Origin of the sequence: Stenotrophomonas acidaminiphila (assembly GCF_001431595.1) — a bacterium.
Taxonomy (GTDB): domain Bacteria; phylum Pseudomonadota; class Gammaproteobacteria; order Xanthomonadales; family Xanthomonadaceae; genus Stenotrophomonas; species Stenotrophomonas acidaminiphila.
The window spans coordinates 1-19,355 of the sequence record NZ_LDJO01000015.1; the positions used below are offsets into that span (position 1 = coordinate 1).

Consider the following 19,355-nt stretch of genomic DNA (forward strand, 5'->3'; position numbering starts at 1 on the left):
CCGCTTCGTGCGCATCCACCGCAGCTACATGGTCCACCTGGCGCAAGTGGTGTCGATCGAACCGCTGGACAGCGGCGATGCGCGCGTGCACCTGCGCGACGGCACGGTGCTGCCGTGCAGCCGCCGCTACCGCGCCGCGCTGCGCGCGCGCGGCGGCATGGAGTAGGCCGGGCCGGGTTCCGGGCGGCGATGACGACGCGGGCCGGCGGTCGCCCGTCGGCCCGCGCGGACCTGCCGCCGGTGGCTTACCTGCGGCGGACCAGCAGCCGATAGGCGCCTGCCGCATACGGGTCGAAGCTGTGCGCCATCAGTACGTACCGGCCGGCGTCCAGCTCGATCTCCAGCTGCGGATCCAGGCTGGTGTCGCTGTCGTCCTGCGAGGCGACTTCCTCGCCGTCGCGCATCAGGGTGATCATGCCGTCCAGGCCGTTGCTGCCGGTCATGCTGATGACGTAGTGGCCCTTGCGCGGGACCTCGAGCGTGTACAGGCTGCGCGAGCCGGCGATCAGCTGGCCGCTGGTCTCGCGGCCGGGAACGAGCACCGGGCGGGTCGGGCCGTCCGGCGCCGGCGCGGTGCTGGTGGCCAGCTGGAAGATGCCGCCGCGGCCGTTCACCGAGCGCACCGAGACGTTGTACTCGCCCGGGTCCAGCACCTGCGACAGGCGCGCGTTGACCGCGCCGCCGCCATCATCGTCGGTGAGCGTGAAGTCGGCGCCCTGCAGGGTCAGGAACGGATCGATGTCGCCGCTGCTGGCATCGAACTGCACGCGGCGGCGCTCCGGCAGGGAAAACACGAAGCTGCGGGTCTGGTCGGCGCCGACGAAGCTGCTGGCCAGGCCTTCCAGCGGCAGCGCGCTGCCGTCCTCGAACACCAGGCCTTCCGGGAAATCGGCCCGTTCCACGCCCAGGTAGAACGCGCCACCGTTGCGCGAGAAGGCGTTGGCGGTGAGCGTGTAGCGTCCCGGCTGCAGCGGCGCCACCAGCCGCGAGTCGGTGCCGTTGCCGCCATCGTCGTCTTCCAGCGTCACGCCGTTGCCGCTGAGTTCCAGCCGGGTATCGAACGCGTCCGACTCCAGCGAGACGGTGTACAGGCCGGGCGCGTCGACCTGCAGCGTGTAGGTCTGGCGCTCGCCGACCAGCCAGTCGGTGATGCGCTGGCCGGCCGCCAGCGGCTTGCCGTCATAGGCGACGATCGGCGTGGCGGTGAGGTGGAACGGGCCGAAGGCGCGGGCATCGGCGCCGCTGACCGCGATCAGGTACGGGCCGGCCTTGTCGGCGCGCACGCTGAGCTGGGCGCCTTCGCCGCAGCCGCATTCGGTGCGGCCGACCAGCATGTCGCGGTGGAACACCGCCAGCGTGCCGTTGAGCGGGCCGTCCAGCTTCAGCGATACCGCCTGGCCGGCCGCCAGTTGCAGGCTGAACAGCTGGCTGCGGCTGCCATCGCTGTAGTTGAGCGCGGTGGCGGAGGTGATTTCGCCCGCGGCTTCGCCGTTGCTGGGGAGCGGGCGGATGGTGGGGGCGGCATGCACGGGGGCGTTCAGGCCGGCGGCGATGGCGAGGGTCAGCAATCCAGCTGCGAGTCGCTTCACGTTGGTTTTCCTTGGTCTGTTGCAGGGGGACGGCCACGGCCGGATGCGGCGTGCGCGAACCGACGGTACGTGTGGCCGGTGGGAAGCGTCCCGGTGGCAGGCGGGGCCCGCCACCGGGGGGCATGCTTCAGTTCGCTGCCGCCGCCTCGGTTGCCGCCTCGGCGGCATCCTTGCGGTTGCTGTTGGCCGGCGTGGCGGGTTCATCCCCCAGGTCGGTGGTTTCCAGCTCGAACACGCCCTGCTGGCTGCCGAAGCTGGAGACAGTCACGGTATAGCGGCCCGGACCCAGCTGCAGCACCAGCCGCGCGTTGGTGCCGTTGCCGCCGTCATCGTCCTCGGCATCGATGCCGGGACCGCTGATGCGCAGCACCGAATCGAAGTTGTCGGCGATGGCATCGAACTGCAGGTGGCGCGCCGCGTCCAGGTCGAGCACGAAGCTGCGGCGCCCGCGCGAATCGACCATGCCCTGCGCGGTCCGGCCGATCACCAGCGCACTGCCGTCGCGGATGATCAGGTCCTTGTCGACCGGGGTCAGCGCGACCTTGAGCTTGAACGCGCCGGTGCTGCCGTTCAGCGACGAGGTACCGATGGTGTAGTCGCCCGGCTCCAGGTAGGCACGGATGCGGGCATTGAGGTTGCCGCCGCCGTCGTCGTCCTCGATGTCGATGCCGTGGCCGCGCAGGTGCAGGTACGCATCCAGCGCCCCCGATTCCATGGCGATGGTGTAGATGCCGGCCTTGTCGACCTTGAGGGTGTAGTCCTGCTTGTCGCCCATGAGCCAGTCGATGGCTTCGTTGCCCGCGCCCAGCGGCTTGCCATCGTAGGGAGTGACCTGGCTGCTCTTGAGCTTGAACGGGCCGAACGCGTCCGCGCCGGCGCTGTTCACCGCCACCAGGTAGGTACCATCCTTCGGTGCCTTGAACGCCAGGCTGACCTCGCTGGTGCCGGCCTCGCCCTCGTAGCCGCGCGACGACGCGCTGGCCAGCAGGCTCTGGCCGTCGAACACCGACAGCTGGCCATCGAGCGCGCCGCCCAGCTCCAGTGCCACGGCCTGGCCGCTCTTCAGGGTCACCCTGTAGCCCTGGTGGCGGCTGCCGTCGTTGTAGTTCAGGCGGCTGGAGGAGGTGATTTCACCGGAGACGCTGTCGCCGACGGCCAGGCTGGGGGCAGTGTCGCCATCGCCGCCGCCACCGCTGCCGAGCTTCTGGCAGGCGGCCAGGGCCAGGGTGAGGGAAAGGGCTGCGAACAGGCGGGTGGGGCGTGTATTCAAGCGAGAGTCCTTGATCGGTTGAAAGGGCCGCGCCGCGACGCGGCTGGCCGGGATTCTACCGGCAAGCGCGGGGCTTCCCCATCCATCCGCCCCCGCGTGCGGCATCGCCGACGGCGCCGGTGCGCGATGCTAGAATTGCCGGCTTGTCTGCACCTGCATGGACCGACCATGATCGAACTGAATCCGATCCGCCAGCGAATCACCGATCTGACCGATCGCGTGGTCTCGCTCAGGGGGTATCTTTGACTACGACGCCAAGAAAGAGCGTCTTGAGGAAGTAACCCGGGAGCTGGAAAGCCCCGACGTCTGGAACAACGCCGAATACGCGCAGAACCTGGGCCGCGAACGCGCCAGCCTGGAGAAGACCGTGCTCGGCATCGCCCGCGTGCTCGACGGCATGGCCGAGTGCGGCGAACTGCTGGACCTGGCCGAGAGCGAGCAGGACGAGGACACCGCGTTGGCGGTGGTCGCGGACCTGGACACGTACCAGGCGCAGATCGAGAAGCTGGAGTTCCAGCGCATGTTCTCCGGCCAGATGGATTCGGCCAACGCCTTCGTCGACATCCAGGCCGGCGCCGGCGGCACCGAGGCCCAGGACTGGGCCGAGATCCTGCTGCGCATGTACCTGCGCTGGGCCGAGAGCCGCGGCTGGAAGACCGAACTGCTGGAAGTCTCCGGCGGCGAAGTGGCCGGCATCAAGTCGGCGACGTTCCGCGTGGAGGGCGATTTCGCCTACGGCTGGCTGAAGACCGAGATCGGCGTGCACCGCCTGGTGCGCAAGAGCCCGTTCGACTCGGACAACCGTCGTCACACCAGCTTCACCTCGGTGTTCGTGTCGCCGGAAGTGGATGACAACATCGACATCCAGATCAACCCGGCCGACCTGAAGACCGACGTGTACCGCTCCTCGGGCGCCGGTGGCCAGCACGTCAACAAGACCGAGTCGGCCGTGCGCATCACCCACGTCCCCAGCGGCGTGGTGGTCGCCTGCCAGACCGAGCGCAGCCAGCACGCCAACCGCGACCGTGCGATGAAGATGCTGGCCGCCAAGCTGTACGAGCTGGAGATCCAGAAGCGCAACGCCGAGAAGGACGCGGTGGAGGCCACCAAGTCCGACATCGGCTGGGGCAGCCAGATCCGCAACTACGTGCTGGACCAGAGCCGCATCAAGGACCTGCGCACCGGCATCGAGCGCAGCGACACCCAGAAGGTGCTCGACGGCGACCTGGACGAGTTCGTCGAGGCCAGCCTCAAGTCCGGCCTGGAAGCCGGCTCCAAGCGCATCGACGCGTAACCCGCGCGGCCGCGATGGCGGCCGCGCATTCGCCTTGCCGCCCGTCCATCGGCATGATGGACGGGCCTGTTTCCTCCCCCGCAACCATCAAGCCAACGCCATGAACGACCAGACCCCCGCGCCGCAGCCCCCCGTCGACGAGAACAGCCTCATCGCCGAGCGCCGCGCGAAACTCACGGCGTTGCGCGGGCAGGGGATCGCCTACCCGAACGACTTCCGCCGCGAACACTTCGCCGGCGCGCTGCAGGCCGAGTTCGCCGATGCCGGCACCTGGACCGCCGAGGCGCTGGAAGCCTCCGGCCGTACCGTGAAGATGGCCGGCCGGCTGATGGCCAAGCGGATCATGGGCAAGGCCAGCTTCGCCCAGATCCAGGACGAATCCGGCCGCATCCAGCTGTTCCTGCAGGCCACCGCGCTGGACGAGTCCTATGCCGCGTTCAAGGGCTGGGACGTGGGCGACATCATCGCGGTCGAGGGCGGCCTGACCCGCACTAAGACCGGCGAACTGTCGGTCAAGGCGACTGCGCTGCGGCTGCTGACCAAGTCGCTGCGCCCGCTGCCGGACAAGTGGCATGGCCTGGCCGACGTCGAGCAGCGCTACCGCCAGCGCTACGTGGACCTGATCGTGACCCCCGAGTCGCGCGAGGTGTTCATCAAGCGCTCCAGGATCATCCGCGCCATGCGCGCCTGGCTGGACGCACGCGACTTCCTCGAAGTCGAGACGCCGATGATGCATTACATCCCCGGTGGCGCCACCGCCAAGCCGTTCACCACCCACCACAACGCGCTGGACCTGGATCTGTACCTGCGCGTGGCCCCGGAGCTGTACCTCAAGCGCCTGGTGGTCGGCGGCCTGGAGCGGGTGTACGAGATCAACCGCAACTTCCGCAACGAGGGCGTGAGCACCCGCCACAACCCGGAATTCACCATGATGGAGCTGTACGAGGCCTACGCCACGTACAACGAAGTGATGGACCTCACCGAGGGCGTGATCCGCGACGTGGCCCGGCAGGTGCTGGGTACCACCACGGTGGAATGGGACGGCGCGAGCATCGACCTGGCCCCGGCCTTCCGCCGCTGGCGCATGGACGAGGCGGTCCGCCACCACAATCCGGAAATCAGCGTCGCCGACTGCACCGACCGCGACGCCCTGCTGCGCCATTGCGAGCGGCTGAAGATCAAAGTCAAGCCGTCCTGGGGCTGGGGCAAGCTGCTGCTGGAAATTTTCGAAGCCACGGTCGAGTCCACCCTGGTGCAGCCGACCTTCATCACAGACCACCCGGTCGAGGTGTCGCCGCTGGCCCGTGCCAGCGACAGCGAGCCGGGCTATACCGACCGCTTCGAACTGTTCATCAACGGCAAGGAGATCGCCAACGGCTTCTCCGAACTGAACGACCCCGAGGACCAGGCCGCGCGTTTCCAGGCGCAGGTGGAGGCCAAGCAGGGCGGCGACGACGAGGCCATGCACTACGACTCGGACTACATCCGCGCCCTGGAATACGGCATGGCCCCGACCGGCGGCCTGGGCATCGGCATCGACCGGCTGGTGATGATGCTGACCGGCCGCGCCTCGATCCGCGACGTGCTGCTGTTCCCCTACATGCGTCCCGAGAACTGAGCGCGGGCATGTCCGCCCGCTGCCGTGCGCCGGCGTCCGGGCACCCCCGGGGCGCCGGCGTATTGCAGGGCCGGCGCATGCAGTTGATGATGCGATGTCCGCCGGACCGCGCCCGCAGGGGCCGGTGAGGAGGCGCGGCGTGCCGGGAGCCTGACTTCCCGGCAACAGCGGTTTCATCGGACAGACAGTCACATGCGCTTGGAAATCGTCATCGTCGACGACCAGACATCGGCCCGCAGCATGGTGCGGCATGTGCTGGAAGACATCTCGCCGGAACTGGGCGTGTACGACTTCGCCGATCCGCTGGAGGCGCTGGTCTGGTGCCAGTCGCACGATACCGACCTGCTGCTGCTCGACTACCGCATGCCGAACATGGACGGGCTGGAGTTCGCCCAGCGCTTCCGGCGCCTGCCCGGCAACCGCGACGTGCCCATCGTGCTGATCACCGTGGTCGGCGACGAGCCGCTGCGGCAGAGCGCGCTGGAGGCCGGGGTCATCGATTTCCTGGTCAAGCCGATCCGCCCGCGCGAACTGCGTGCGCGCTGCAACAACCTGCTGCAGCTGCGGCGCCACAGCCAGAGCGTGCGCCAGCGGGCGTTGTCGCTGGAACAACGGCTGCTGGCCAGCATGCACGAGGTCGAGGAGCGCGAGCGCGAGACCCTGTCGCGGCTGGCGCGGGCCATCGAGTACCGTGACGCCGGCACCAGCGCCTTCCTCGAGCGCATGGCCCACGTCGCCGGGCTTATCGCCGACGAGCTGGGGCTGCCCAGCGAAGACGTGCGCACCATCGAGATGGCCGCGCCGCTGCACGACATGGGCAAGATCGCCATTCCCGATTCCATCCTGCTCAAGTCCGGCAAGCTGGACGAGGACGAGCTGGCGATCATGCGCCGCCATCCGCGCATCGGCCACGAGCTGCTCAGCGGCAGCAACAACCGCTTCATCCAGGTCGGCGCGACCATCGCCCTGCGTCATCACGAGCGCTACGACGGCAGCGGCTATCCTGATGGCCTGGAGGGCGAGGACATCCCGCTGGAAGCACGCATCGTGGCGGTGGCAGACGTGTTCGACGCACTGCTGTCGCCGCGCCCCTACAAGGAAGCCTGGTCGATGGACGCCACACTGGCCTACCTCTACGCCCAGCGCGGGCGCCTGTTCTGCCCGCGCTGCGTCGATGCCCTGCTGCAGGCGCGCGAGCGCTTGGAGCAGGTCTGCGCACGCTACTCGGCCGCGTTCCCGAGACCGGAAGCCTGACATGACGAGCGCGTTCGCCTGGCTCCGGCAGCGCCTGCGGCAACGCGGGGACAGCGAGCACGCGCAGGCGCTGGTGCGCATCGTGATGATCGCGCTGATCCTGTGCTACGTGCTGTTGTCGGCCAACCGCTGGAGCCTGCCACCGGGACAGCTGCAGCTGGTGATCACCCTGATCCTGATCGCGCAGGGGCTGTCGCTGGTGCTCATGGGCTGGCTGCTGTGGAAGCCCGGGCGCTCGGACCTGCGCCGCATCCTCGGCATGGTCGACGACTACGCGCTGATGTGCACGGCGATGAGCACCATCGGCGAGCCGATGGCCTGCATCTACGTGGTGGTGATGTGGGTGACCGTCGGCAACGGCATGCGGTTCGGCAACCGCTACCTGATGCTGGCCGTGGTGATGGCGACAACCAGTTTCGGCATCACCCTGGCGTTGAGCGACTACTGGCAGCGCAACCTGGCGCTGGGCATCGGCCTGCTGGTCGGGCTTGCGGCCATTCCGCTGTACTTCTCCAGCCTGCTGCGGCAGTTGACCCGGGCCATGGCCGAGGCGCGCCGCGCCAGCGACGCCAAGAGCCGCTTCCTGGCCAACATGAGCCATGAGTTCCGCACCCCGCTCAATGGCCTGTCCGGCATGACCGAGCTGCTCGCCACCACCCGCCTGGACGAGGAACAGCGCGAGTGCCTGGGGACGATCCAGGCATCGGCCCGGACCCTGCTGGCGCTGGTGGAGGAGGTGCTCGACATCTCCGCGATCGAGGCCGGCAAGCTGCGCATCAACGCCCGCGACTTCTCGCTGGCCGAGCTGGTGCATTCGATCGGCCTGATCCTGGCGCCGCAGGCGCGCGCCAAGCGCCTGGACTACCGGGTGTTCGTCGAATCCGGGGTGCCCGACGGGCTGCATGGCGACGTTGGCCACCTGCGCCAGATACTGCTCAACCTGGCCGGCAACGCGGTCAAGTTCACCGACCATGGCCAGGTGGAAATCCGGGTATCGGTGAGCCAGTCGGGCGAGGGGGTGCCGCTGCGGCTGCGCTTCGAGATCCTCGATACCGGCATCGGCGTGCCGCCTTCGCTGCGGCCGCGGCTGTTCGACGCCTTCGAGCAGGCCGACGTGTCCATGGCCCGGCGCCATGAGGGAACCGGGCTGGGTACGGCCATCGCCAAGGGCCTGGCCCAGGCCATGGGCGGCGAAATCGGCTACCGCGAGAACCTGCCGGCCGGCAGCTGCTTCTGGGTGGAGCTGCCGCTGGGCCGCGCCCTGGCGCCGGTCGCGGCCGATGCCGGCCCGGCCGCGGGCGCGGAACCGGTGGCCGCCGAGGACCCGGGCAACGTCATCGCCTTCACCGATCCGTTCCGTCGCCACCGCGCGCGCGTGCGCAGCCTGGACATCCTGGTCGCCGACGACCACGAGGCCAACCGCATGGTGCTGCAGCGGCTGCTGCAGAAGGCCGGCCACCGCGTCACCTGCGTGCACGGCGCCGAGGAGGCGCTCGATGCCATGGCCGCGCGCGAGTTCGACGTGGCCATCACCGACCTGCACATGCCGGGCATGAGCGGCCTGGACCTGCTCAGGCAACTGCGGGTGATGCAGGCCGGCGGCGGCCCGCGCACGCCGGTGGTGATCCTCAGCGCCGATGTCACGCCCGAGGCCATCCAGCGCTGCAACCAGGCCGGTGCGCACGCGTTCATGGCCAAGCCGGTGGTGGCGGCCAGGCTGCTGGAAACCATCGCCGACATCGCCAGCGGCGCGGCGGCGGGTACCCGCGACATGGCCGCGGTGATCCCCACCTTCGCCGATGGCGACGCCGTGCTCGATACCGGTGTGCTCGACGAGCTGAGTGCACTGGGCATGGGCAAGGGCTTCGAACGCGAGTTCGTGCGCCAGTGCCTGGAAGACCTGGAAAGCGGCATCGGCGCCTTGCCCGGCGACGCGCAGGGCGAGGACTGGGCGCGTCTGCGCGAGCACGCACACGCGATCAAGGGCGTGGCCGCCAACCTGGGATTGTTGAAAGTCGCCCGGCAGGGGGGAGAATTGATGCGCATGGCCGACTGGCAACTCAAGGGCGAGTGGAAACCGCTGCACGCGCGCATCGGTGCCGCGCTGCTGGAGGGACGCCAGGCGCTGGATGCGCGCGCCCAGGGGCGCGCGCAATCGCACGACGACGTGACCGGCTGAGTTCCATCGCCGTCCCGCTGCCGTTCAACTCCGCACCTGGCCGCTGCGGCGGGTCTGCGCCTTGACCAGCCGGTCCATGGTGCGCAGCGACTTCTCGTCCAGCGCCAGCGCCGCATCCACCCAGACCCGGGTGATGTCCATCAGCTCCTGGTAGTCGACCCGGTTGGAGATGCCGCGTACCGCGTTCATCGCCAGGTACGACTGCGGGATGCGCTGCTGCTGGCGGATCAGGTCGTTGACCGCCTGTTCGCCCTGGCCGCGCGGTACCAGGATGTCGACCACGCCCATGGCGTGCATTTCCTCGGCGCTGTACACCCGCCCCTCCAGAATGATGCGCTCGGCCAGCTGCGGCGACACGCGACGGCTCAGGAAGTTGTAGGCGCCCATGCCCGGGAACAGGCCGAACAGCACTTCCGGCAGGCCCATCCCGACGCCTTCCTCGGCGACGATGGTGTGGCAGGACAGGGCCATTTCCAGGCCGCCGCCGAGCGCGTCGCCCTGCAGCAGGGCGATGGTGCGGAAGCTGCCGTCCAGGCCGGCATGGAAGCGGTACACGCCATCGACGCAACTGCGCGCGTAGCGCAGCAGGCCGTCGCCGTCGCGCGCGCGGATCAGTGCGGAGAACACGTCCAGGTCGCCGCCGAGGTTGAACGCGTCGGCCGCCGACGCCAGGACCAGGTGGCGCAGGCGCTCGGGCCTGGCCTGCGGGTCGCCGGTGATGCCGTCCAGGTAGGCGTGCATCTCGGTCATCAGCGGCTTGCGGAAGCAGGGGCGCACGCCGGGGCCGGCGTCGGCGTGCATGTGCAGCCAATGCACGTCGCCGGCGGCGTCGGCGTGCACGCGGATGGTGGAGTAGGGCGGGGCGTAGGAGGTGGCGGGGGTGCCGACAGGCAACAGTTCGATCGCGTTCATGGGCTGGGTCCTTGCAGGAGGCCCGCAGAATCGGAAGCGTGGGCGGCGGGCCGGACGCTGGCACTCCGCGATCCTACACGCGGCAGGGTCCAGCGAATGCGCAAAGGCCCCGCCGGAGCCGGCGGGGCCTTCGTGGGAACGGCTGCAGCGGCGGGCTTCAGCCGGCCGGCGGCGCGTCGCGCAGTTCGCGGCGCAGGATCTTGCCGACGTTGGTCTTGGGCAGCTCCTTGCGGAACTCGACGATGCGCGGATGCTTGTAGCCGGTCAGGTTGGCGCGGGCGAACTCCTTGACCTGCTCCTCGGTCAGGTTGGGGTCCTTCTTGACGATGACCACCTTGACCACTTCGCCGGATTTCTCGTTCGGCACGCCGACCGCGGCCACTTCCAGGACCCCGGGCATCATCGCGATCACGTCCTCGACCTCGTTCGGGTACACGTTGAAGCCGGACACCAGGATCATGTCCTTCTTGCGGTCGACGATGTAGAAGAAGCCCTTCTCGTCCATGCGCGCCATGTCACCGGTATGCAGCCAGCCGCCGGCATCCATCGCCTTGGCGGTCTCGTCCGGGCGGTGCCAGTAGCCCTTCATCACCTGCGGGCCGCGGATGCACAGCTCGCCGACTTCCCCGGCGGCCAGCATGTTGCCGTCGTCGTCCTTCACGCAGGCGTCGGTGGAGGAGATGGGCAGGCCGATGGCGCCGTTGTATTCGGCCAGGTCCAGCGGGTTGATGCAGGCCGCCGGCGAGGTTTCGGTCAGGCCATAGGCCTCCACCAGGGTGGTACCGGTGATCTTCTTCCAGCGCTCGGCCACCGCCCGCTGCACTGCCATGCCGCCGCCCAGGGTGACCTTGAGCGAGGAGAAATCCACGTCCTCGAAGCCCGGCGTGTTGAGCAGGCCGTTGAACAGCGTGTTCACGCCGGTGATGGCGGTGAAGCGGTTGTTGCGCAGTTCCTTGACGAAGCCCTTCATGTCGCGCGGATTGGTGATCAGGTGGTTCAGGCCGCCCAGTTTCATGAAGACCAGGCCGTTGGCCGTCAGCGCGAAGATGTGGTACAGCGGCAGCGCGGTGATGATCACCTCCTCGCCGGGCTTGACCCCCGAGGCGGAGATCCATGCCGAGGCCTGCTGCATGTTCGCCACCAGGTTGCGGTGGGTCAGCATGGCGCCCTTGGCCACCCCGGTGGTGCCGCCGGTGTACTGCAGGAAGGCGATGTCGTCGTGGTCGATCTCCACCGGCGGCATGGCATGGCGCGCGCCCAGGCGCAGCGCCTCGCCGAAGCGGATCGTGCCCTTGATCCGGTAATCCGGCACCATCTTCTTGACGTACTTGAGTACGAAATTGACGATCGCCCCCTTGGGGAAGCCGAGCATGTCACCCAGCCCCGTGGTGATCACCTGCTTGACCGGGGTCTCGGCGATCACCTGCTGCACGGTGTCGCCGAAGTTGTCCACCACCACGAGCGCCGAGGCGCCGCAGTCGACCAGTTGGTGCTTCAGTTCGCGGGGGGTATAGAGCGGGTTGACGTTCACCACGGTCAGGCCGGCACGCAGGATGCCGAAGATGGCGATCGGGTACTGCAGGCAGTTGGGCATCATCACCGCCACGCGGTCGCCCTTCTTCAGCTGCAGCTCGCCCAGCAGGTAGGCGGCGAACCGGGTCACCAGGGCGTCGGTCTGCCCGTAGGTCAGCACCTTGCCGAAATTGGAGTAGGCGGGACGATCGCGGAACTTGGCCACGGAAGCATCGAATACCGCGGCGACGGAGCGGAACTCATCGACGTCGATCTCGGCAGGCACGCCAGCGGGATAACTCTGCAGCCAGGGACGTTCCAGATTCATTTTCCCCTCCAGGAAATGGTTGTGGTCTAGTTGGCATGGCGGCCGTGCGCCATGCTGGCCGTTACCGCAGCATACCGTCCAGAATGGAAAAGGCGAAGGGAGCAATGATCCGAACGGTCTTCAATTGCGTGCGTATTGCATTGATCGTGCTGGCCGTTGGCGCCTGCGCGCGGCAGGCCCCGGAGCAGCGCCTGCGCGACACGGTGGCGCGGATGCAGGCAGCGGTGGAGCAGGGCAAGCCGCGGGATTTCATGGCGGGCGTGGCTGCCGACTTCATCGGCAACGACAGCCTGGACCATGACGGCCTCGAGCGGCTGCTGCGCGGGCAGTTGTTGCTCAATGCCAGGGTGGGGGCACGCACCGGGCCGCTGCAGGTGACGATGGGACAGGGCGGTACCGCGACGGTGCGCTTCAGCGTGTTGCTCACCGGCGGTGACGGCCGTTTCCTGCCCGAGCGCGGGCAGTTGCAGCAGGTCAGCAGCCACTGGCGGGACAGGGACGGGCAGTGGCAGCTCTACAGCGCGACCTGGTCGCCGGCCGGGGAGTAGCGCCGCCGCGGGAGAGGCGCGGGCCCGGTGGCCGGACGCCATCGCGCATCCGCTGGACGGGCGATCCGCTGCCGCACCGAGGCATGGCGGTGCCGGCACGGCACACCGGGGCGATGCTCAACAATCGCGGCGCGACGCGATGCCGGCGACGCGATTTCCTCCTTGGACAGCTACCTGAATGGCGCCCCGGCCGCGGGTGGCTTCGTCATGCGCCAATCGCGCCGGGCTGTTTATCCTGCCTGCGCAATCCACGCTGGCATGGCCGGCCCTAGACGGAGATTCCCCCGATGAGCACCCGCACCGTTATCCGCAACCTTTCCATCGGCCTGGCAAGCGCCGCCGTGCTGTCTGCCTGCGCCACCGGCGGCTCCTATGTGCAGAGTGATCCGTACGGCAATCCCACCCAGCAGCAGAACCGCACCGGCAAGGGTGCGCTGATCGGTACCGCCATCGGCGTGGCCGCCGGCCTGCTCAGCGGCGACAACGCCACCGAGCGCCGCCAGCGCGCCATGGTCGGCGCCGGCATCGGCGCGCTGTCAGGCGCGGCCATCGGCAACTACCAGGACCGCCAGGAGCGCGCCCTGCGCGAGCGCACCGCCAACACCGGCATCGACGTGCAGCGCCAGGGCGACAACATCACCCTGAACCTGCCCGACGGCATCACTTTCGACTTCAACAAGACCACGCTCAAGCCGCAGTTCTACGGCGCCCTCAACGGCGTGGCCGCGACCCTGGCCGAATACAACCAGACCATGATCGAAGTGGTCGGCCATACCGACAGCATCGGCACCGACGCGGTCAACAACCGCATCTCCAAGGAGCGCGCCGACGCCGTGGCCGCCTATCTCGCCGCGCAGGGCGTGCAGCGCGAGCGCATCGAGACCCTGGGTGCCGGCAAGAACTACCCGATCGCCAGCAACGATACCGATGCCGGCCGCGCGCAGAACCGCCGTGTCGAGATCCGCGTCATTCCGCTGCGTTCGTGACCGTCCTGTAGCCCCACCCCGGAAGAGCCGCGCATGCGGCTCTTTCCTTTTTCGCCATGGGCATTAGCCCTCAGCCCAGGTCGTCGGCGATCACCACGCTGTTGCGGCCGTTGCCCTTGGCCAGGTACAGCGCCGCGTCGGCGCGCGAGAACCAGTCCTGCCAGTACTGTTCACCGGCGTACATGGCCGCGCCCAGCGAGATGGTGATGCCGCCGCCGGGACCGTGCAGCGACTGCTGGACCGATTCGCGCACCCGTTCGGTGAAGCTGGCCAGCGTCTCGCGGCTGCCGGCTTCGGCCAGGATCACGAACTCCTCGCCGCCGAAGCGGAAGACCTTGTCCTGTTCGCGCAGCTCCAGCCGCAGGATCGCCGCCAGCTCGACCAGCGCATTGTCGCCGGCGGTATGCCCGTAATGGTCGTTGACGTCCTTGAAGTGGTCGATGTCCAGGATCACCAGTGCGCTCCGGAAGCGCCCGTTGCGGGCGCTGCCGATCTGCTGCATCAGGGTTCTTTCCAGCGCGCGGCGGTTGGGCAGGCCGGTCAGTTCGTCCAGCGAGGCCAGCAGCTCGAGCTGGGTGCGGTCGCCCTGCAGGCGCCGCGATAGGCGGAAGCCGAAGCCCATGATCAGTGCGATCACCAGCAGCGCCTGGGTATCGAGCGCCGGCGTGCGCAGCACGCCGGGGATGGCCAGCAGGCCTGCCAGCAGCAGCAGGTTCGCCGGCGTTGCGATGCGGTTGTGGACCAGGAAGAAATTGGCCATCAGCGCCAGCAGCGACCAGGGCAGGGCGCGGTGGCCCATTTCACCGGCGGCCAACAGGCAGCCGGCCACGTTCACCAGGCACAGCAGCAGGCCGGCGCTGGACAGGTGCGTGGCGCGCCTGTGTGCCAGCCAGGTGGCGACCGCGGCCGGTGCCGCGCAGGCCAGTGCCGCCAGCGACTGCAGCGGCAGCCGCTGCCACGCCAGCCAGGCGGCGAACACCATCAGTGCCAGCGTGGCGACCGGGGCGATGGTGCGCAGCGGTGCGCTGTGCAGCTCGCGCGGCAGCGAAGGGGGCGTCGGAGGTCCGGCGGCAGGTCTCATGGCGTTGGCAACATAGCAAGTAAGAGGGCGTCGTTCTTTCACCCGGTGCGCATCTTCAGCATGCATTAGGCAGGCCGTCCGCCACGCGGCCCCATGGCGGTCGCGGCAGGTCCGCATCCGGCCATACCCCTTGCTTCCGGCCCATCCGTCGGCCGCCCGCGCGGTGCTAGATTCGGTTGCCACCGGCCTGCGGCCGGCGTCTTTCCAGCGCATGAGGGAAACCATGAGCATCCGTTGCAGCGTCTGGTCCGCGGCACTGGCCGCGACCGCCACCACCTTGCTGCTCAGCATGCCTGCGCATGCCGAATACGCCAAGCCACCGGCCGAACTGTTGAAGGTATTGACGGCGCCGCCACCGCCGATGCCCAGCGTCGACCCCACCGGCAAGCGCCTGCTGCTGACCACCAGCCAGACCTATCCGTCGATCAGCCGGGTCGCACGGCCCTACCTGAAACTGGCCGGCCTGCGCCTGGAACCGGGCAACCGCAGCCGCCACGATACCCCGGGCGGCTACGGCATACCTGCCTGCGTCGCCGACTTCACCCTGGTGGACATCGCCAGTGGCGGGCAGGTCCGCGTGCCGCTGCCCGCCGATGCCTGTGCCGGCGGTGCGCTGTGGTCGCCGGACGGCCGGCGCTTCGCCTTCCAGAACGTGGTCGCCGATTCGGTGCAGCTGTGGGTCGGCGATGCCGCCAGCGGCCAGGTCCGGCAGATCCCCGGCGCACGCCTGAACCCCATGTTCGGCAGTACCGTGCAATGGCTGGACGGCGGCAACCGCCTGCTGGTCAAGCTGGTGCCGGCCAACCAGGGCCCGGTGCCGGCCGGTGACGATGTCTATGGCCCGGACGTGCAGGAATCGCTCGGCGCCAAGGGCGAGAGCAGCACCTATGAAACCCGCGACACCCTGGCCAGCGCCCACGACGAGCGCCTGTTCGCCTACTACGGCCAGTCGCAGCTGGCGGTGGTCGATGCCGGCTCCGGTGCGGTCCGTCCGGTGGGCGCGCCGCAGTTGTACAACGGTGTCAACGGCGCACCCGATGGCGTGCACGTGCTCACCCAGACGCTCAGGCCGCCGTTCTCGCACGCGGTCACCTACCAGCGTTTCGCCTACGACGTGGACGTGCTGGACCTGGCCACCGGCAGGCATGCGCGCATCGCCTCGCTGCCGCTGGCCGAGCGGGTGCCGGTGCACGGCGTGCCCGAAGGCCCGCGCGATTTCGACTGGCGCGCCACCGACCCGGCCACCCTGGTGTGGGCCGAGGCGCTGGACAAGGGCGACTGGAACGTCAGCGTGCCGCAGCGCGACCGGCTGATGCTGCAATCGGCGCCGTTCACCGACCCGCCGCGCGAGATCGCCCGCACCACCCAGCGCTTTGCCGGCTTCGACTGGACCGTGCAGCCGCGGCGCAGCTTCCTCAATGAGTACGACGAGAACCGCCACTGGCGGCAGACCCGCATCGTCGACATTGATGACCCGAAGCAGGAAGCACGCCTGCTGTGGGACCTGTCCAGCGATGAGCTGTATGGCGATCCCGGGAGCTTCGTCTACCAGCGCCTGGCCAATGGCGCGGTGGTGGTGCGCGAGGAAGACGGCAAGGTGTTCCTGCGCGGGCAGGGCAGTTCGCCGCAGGGCGACCGCCCGTTCCTCGACCGCCTGGACCTGGCCACGCTCAGGAGCGAGCGCCTGTTCCGCAGCGCGGCCGATGCCTATGACCAGTTCCTGGGATTCACCGCCGAACCGGGCCGCTACCTCACCTGGCACCAGTCGGTGATCGACCCGCCCAATGCCTGGCTGCGCGAGCTGGGCGCGCGCGACGCCGCGGCGCGGGACGGCGAGGCGCAGTACGCCGCCGAAGGCCGCCAGCTGACCCGTGTCGCCGACCCCACTCCGGAGGTGCGGCAGATCCAGAAGCGGCTGGTCACCTACAAGCGCGCCGACGGCATCGACCTGTCCTTCACCCTGTACACCCCGCCAGGCTACAAGGAAGGCCAGCGCCTGCCGGCCATCCTCTATGCCTATCCGGCCGACTTCGCCAACAGCGCACAGGCCGGGCAGGTGTCCGGATCGCAGCAGACCTTCACCCGCCTGGCGCCGTACCGGCTGATGCTGCTGGCCGGCTACGCGATCATCGACAATGCCTCGTTCCCCATTGTCGGTGACCCGAAGACGGCTTACGACACTTACCTGGAACAGCTCACCGCCGATGCCAGGGCCGCGGTGGACAAGGCCGTCGAGCTGGGCGTGGTGGACCGCAACCGCATCGGCGTCACCGGCCACAGCCACGGCGGCCTGATGACCGCCAACCTGATCGCCCGCACCGACCTGTTCAAGGCCGGCGTGGCCACCAGCGGCTCGTACAACAAGACCTTCACCCCGTTCGGCTTCCAGAACGAGCGCCGCTCGGTATGGCAGGCGCAGGACGTGTACCTGAAGGCCTCGCCGTACTTCCATGCCGACAGGATCAAGCTGCCGCTGCTGCTGGTGCACGGCGAGGACGATGCCAACCCCGGCACCGAACCGTTCCAGTCGCGCAAGCTCTACCAGGCGATCCGCGGCAATGGCGGCACCACCCGGCTGGTGATGCTGCCGCACGAACCGCACTGGTACACCGCGCTGGAATCCAATTCGCAGCTGGTGGCCGAAATGCTGGCCTGGTTCGACCGCTACGTGAAGAACGCACCGGCGCAGGCGGCATCCACCCGGTGATCATGTCGCGCTGATCGTGCAGTACGGGATGCCCGCGCATGCGGGCTTCTTTATTGCGCGCGGGGAGCGGCGCCAGCCGCACGCAGCCTGGCCCCTGAAGCGCCACGTCCGCGGCTCCACCCGTCCCACGCGCGTATCGGCGTGCGGACGGCGCGGACCGTACCCATAAGCTGCCGCGGGGCACCGCGCTGCCAGCGCAGGGCGTCGTCCTGGCGGGGTGGTCCGCATAAAGCGCGGGCTCCTTCGTCAGCCATCCCGGGCGACCTGTCGGTTTGCACGCGCAGTGGCGTAGACCCTTGCCGCCTGGCCGGGAGCGCAGCCGTCGCGGTTGCGTCGATGGGGCCGTCATGCCGGGTAGCGGAACCCCTTGTCATGGTCATTGATGACGCGCCAAGCGCAGCGTGGATCCCGGCGTTTGATCCCGATCAGTTCGATTTGGCCACAAGCGGTCATACTCATCTCGTCCATTGAAAATGACTGGGGTTCGTCATGCGGCTGGGGTCGCGTTCACTGATCATTCCCGTGGTGATGGCCGGCTTCATCCTGCCGGCATTGGCGGTTCCCCGCGGCACCTGGCCGACAACGGCCATGCTCAGTCTGGGCTCGGGCGTCACCGCGGTCTCGCTGATGGCGCTGGCCGCGGTGCTCGGCGCACGCTGGAAGGCCGTCGAGTCGCTGTTCGATGGCCTGGACCGCGTCTACGAGACGCACAAGTGGCTGGGTGTGTGGGCGCTCGTGTTCGCCTCGATACACCTGGTCTTCAAGGCTGGTGTGCAGGAGTGGGAGGTGGCGCCGATCCTGGCCCTGCCCGGGCCTGTGACGCGCCTCGTCCGCCAGCTCAGCTTCGTGGCGATAATGCTGATCGTGCTGCTGGCACTGAACCGCAAGATCCCTTATCGCAGCTGGCGCTGGTGGCACAGGTTGTCGGGGCCGCTGTTCCTGATCGTGATCGCGCACTGGCTCAGCTTCAAGTCGCCCATCGTGCTGGGCAGCCCGGCCGGCGTGTGGCTGGCACTGCTGTCGCTGCTCGGCGTGGCGGCGGCGTTCTACAAGCTGCTGTTGTATCCGCTGTGGTCGCGGCATGCGCGCTACCGGCTGGATGCCGTGTCCTCGACCGGCAACGCGGTCTATCTGCAGCTGCGGCCGGAGGGGAAGGCGATTCCGTTCCAGCCCGGCCAGTTCGCCTTCCTGTCGTTCGAGCAGGACGGCCTGCGTGAGCCGCACCCCTTCACCATTGCCAGCGCGGGACGCACCGATGGAGGCATCGCCTTCATGGTACGTGCCCTGGGCGACTACACCGAGCGGTTGGTGCGCGAGGCAAGGCCAGGCTTGCTGGCGGAGGTATATGCACCGTTCGGCCGTTTCCTGCGGGAGCCGGGTGATGGCCCGGAAATCTGGATTGCCGGCGGCGTCGGCGTGACACCGTTCATTTCCTGGCTGCAGGATGCCGATGCGGTCGGGCTGGAGCGGGTGACCTTCTTCCACTTCTACACGCCGGGACGTGAGCTTCCGGAGGTGCTGGATCTACAGGGGCTGGCTGCGCGTCGCGGGGTCGAGCTGGTCGAGATCGCCAGCGGCCCGGGCGATGCCGGGTTCCGCGAACGCTTCGCCCAGTCGGTCGAGGGACGCGGCACATCGGCGCCGACGATCCATTTCTGTGGTCCCGCCGGACTGCTCAGGCAGGTACGCCAGTTGATGCGCGAAACCGGCGTGGCGGAAGAACGCCTGCACCGTGAGCTGTTCGAGTTCCGTTGATGCCGCATGCAGCCCGGACAGGACATGCGTGTGGATGGCTTGACGGCAACGAGGTGTTGGTTCTCCGAACGGAGCGCCGATGAGCGCAATGACGGAACAACTGATCCCGTGCTGGGCCGTCCTGCGCAGGCAGGTGTTGGTCTGCGGGGAACATCCCGCGAAGGATGAAAGTGGTTGCGGGCGGTCGTCCGTCCGCCTGGATGCCGGCCGCGATCGAACGTCGTGTCGCGGGACCCAACAATCCGCAAGGGATGCGATGTGCGCGTTGGACATCGCGTCCTGGCAGACATGCTGACGACAACCTCTGCCGGTGTACTGCAGG

At 68.6% G+C, this 19,355-nt stretch carries 14 protein-coding genes; 9 read left to right on the forward strand and 5 right to left on the reverse strand.

The features are described 5' to 3' along the window. Positions 1-166: LytTR family DNA-binding domain-containing protein (locus tag ABB33_RS04765; protein WP_161809406.1), on the forward strand; the 166-nt coding region annotated here is incomplete at its 5' end. A 79-nt stretch (positions 167-245) separates the two neighbouring features. Here the strand turns inward: ABB33_RS04765 and ABB33_RS04770 are convergent. After that, a complete protein-coding gene (locus ABB33_RS04770; RefSeq protein WP_152984962.1) occupies positions 246-1,589 on the reverse strand; it encodes an ABC transporter substrate-binding protein in 1,344 nt (447 codons plus the stop codon). A 127-nt stretch (positions 1,590-1,716) separates the two neighbouring features. Continuing rightward, positions 1,717-2,859 (reverse strand): PPC domain-containing protein, encoded by a 1,143-nt coding sequence (locus tag ABB33_RS04775; RefSeq protein ID WP_161809407.1) that lies wholly within the window; start codon positions 2,857-2,859, stop codon positions 1,717-1,719. 168 nt (positions 2,860-3,027) lie between these two features. On the opposite strand from ABB33_RS04775, the gene prfB reads away from it, so the two are divergent. The 4 genes from prfB to ABB33_RS04795 all read left to right on the forward strand — a co-directional run bounded on the left by prfB (position 3,028) and on the right by ABB33_RS04795 (position 9,204). Next, positions 3,028-4,153 (forward strand): peptide chain release factor 2 gene (gene prfB / locus ABB33_RS04780; RefSeq protein WP_152984963.1). Its coding sequence is split into 2 segments (ribosomal slippage): positions 3,028-3,102 and positions 3,104-4,153, totalling 1,125 coding nucleotides; the frame shifts between segments, so codons are not numbered across the junction. A 100-nt stretch (positions 4,154-4,253) separates the two neighbouring features. Then, positions 4,254-5,771 (forward strand): lysine--tRNA ligase, encoded by a 1,518-nt coding sequence (lysS, locus tag ABB33_RS04785; protein ID WP_054665975.1) that lies wholly within the window; start codon positions 4,254-4,256, stop codon positions 5,769-5,771. A gap of 192 nt (positions 5,772-5,963) precedes the next feature. Then, a complete protein-coding gene (rpfG, locus tag ABB33_RS04790) occupies positions 5,964-7,025 on the forward strand; it encodes a cyclic di-GMP phosphodiesterase response regulator RpfG (RefSeq protein WP_082394009.1) in 1,062 nt (353 codons plus the stop codon). A gap of 1 nt (position 7,026) precedes the next feature. Then, positions 7,027-9,204: a response regulator gene (locus ABB33_RS04795; RefSeq protein ID WP_056931352.1), complete on the forward strand. Its 2,178-nt coding sequence runs from the start codon at positions 7,027-7,029 to the stop codon at positions 9,202-9,204. A gap of 24 nt (positions 9,205-9,228) precedes the next feature. Here ABB33_RS04795 and ABB33_RS04800 read toward each other — a convergent pair whose 3' ends face one another. Both ABB33_RS04800 and ABB33_RS04805 read right to left on the reverse strand, forming a co-directional pair. Next, positions 9,229-10,116 (reverse strand): crotonase/enoyl-CoA hydratase family protein, encoded by an 888-nt coding sequence (locus tag ABB33_RS04800; protein WP_056931353.1) that lies wholly within the window; start codon positions 10,114-10,116, stop codon positions 9,229-9,231. Between the two features lie 157 nt (positions 10,117-10,273). Further along, positions 10,274-11,956 carry a long-chain fatty acid--CoA ligase gene (locus ABB33_RS04805; protein WP_056931354.1) on the reverse strand — a complete coding sequence of 561 codons (1,683 nt, stop codon included), beginning with the start codon at positions 11,954-11,956 and terminating at the stop codon, positions 10,274-10,276. Positions 11,957-12,084: 128 nt separating this feature from the next. On the opposite strand from ABB33_RS04805, the gene ABB33_RS04810 reads away from it, so the two are divergent. Both ABB33_RS04810 and ABB33_RS04815 read left to right on the forward strand, forming a co-directional pair. Beyond that, positions 12,085-12,504 (forward strand): nuclear transport factor 2 family protein, encoded by a 420-nt coding sequence (locus ABB33_RS04810; protein WP_226049102.1) that lies wholly within the window; start codon positions 12,085-12,087, stop codon positions 12,502-12,504. Between the two features lie 287 nt (positions 12,505-12,791). Then, entirely contained in the window at positions 12,792-13,490 is a 699-nt protein-coding gene (locus ABB33_RS04815; RefSeq protein ID WP_152984964.1) for a YiaD family glycine zipper/OmpA-like lipoprotein, read from the forward strand. A 70-nt stretch (positions 13,491-13,560) separates the two neighbouring features. Here the strand turns inward: ABB33_RS04815 and ABB33_RS18095 are convergent, their stop codons facing one another. Further along, positions 13,561-14,571, reverse strand: a complete 1,011-nt coding sequence (locus ABB33_RS18095) for a GGDEF domain-containing protein (RefSeq protein WP_161809408.1) — start codon at positions 14,569-14,571, stop codon at positions 13,561-13,563. A gap of 223 nt (positions 14,572-14,794) precedes the next feature. Between ABB33_RS18095 and ABB33_RS04825 the strand changes: the two genes are divergently transcribed. Then, positions 14,795-17,278, forward strand: coding sequence for a S9 family peptidase (locus tag ABB33_RS04825; protein WP_056931355.1), 2,484 nt, complete (start codon positions 14,795-14,797; stop codon positions 17,276-17,278). A 489-nt stretch (positions 17,279-17,767) separates the two neighbouring features. Beyond that, positions 17,768-19,033 carry a ferredoxin reductase family protein gene (locus ABB33_RS04830; protein WP_056931356.1) on the forward strand — a complete coding sequence of 422 codons (1,266 nt, stop codon included), beginning with the start codon at positions 17,768-17,770 and terminating at the stop codon, positions 19,031-19,033. Positions 19,034-19,355 lie beyond the last annotated feature (322 nt).

Excerpts from the sequence above, each read along its gene's own strand:
- ABB33_RS04815 (WP_152984964.1), top strand. The coding sequence starts at position 12,792 with ATGAGCACCCGCACCGTTATCCGCAACCTTTCCATCGGCCTGGCAAGC.
- ABB33_RS04805 (WP_056931354.1), bottom strand. The coding sequence starts at position 11,956 with ATGAATCTGGAACGTCCCTGGCTGCAGAGTTATCCCGCTGGCGTGCCT.
- ABB33_RS04800 (WP_056931353.1), bottom strand. The coding sequence starts at position 10,116 with ATGAACGCGATCGAACTGTTGCCTGTCGGCACCCCCGCCACCTCCTAC.
- ABB33_RS04830 (WP_056931356.1), top strand. The coding sequence starts at position 17,768 with ATGCGGCTGGGGTCGCGTTCACTGATCATTCCCGTGGTGATGGCCGGC.
- lysS (WP_054665975.1), top strand. The coding sequence starts at position 4,254 with ATGAACGACCAGACCCCCGCGCCGCAGCCCCCCGTCGACGAGAACAGC.
- rpfG (WP_082394009.1), top strand. The coding sequence starts at position 5,964 with ATGCGCTTGGAAATCGTCATCGTCGACGACCAGACATCGGCCCGCAGC.
- ABB33_RS18095 (WP_161809408.1), bottom strand. The coding sequence starts at position 14,571 with ATGAGACCTGCCGCCGGACCTCCGACGCCCCCTTCGCTGCCGCGCGAG.
- ABB33_RS04825 (WP_056931355.1), top strand. The coding sequence starts at position 14,795 with ATGAGCATCCGTTGCAGCGTCTGGTCCGCGGCACTGGCCGCGACCGCC.
- ABB33_RS04795 (WP_056931352.1), top strand. The coding sequence starts at position 7,027 with ATGACGAGCGCGTTCGCCTGGCTCCGGCAGCGCCTGCGGCAACGCGGG.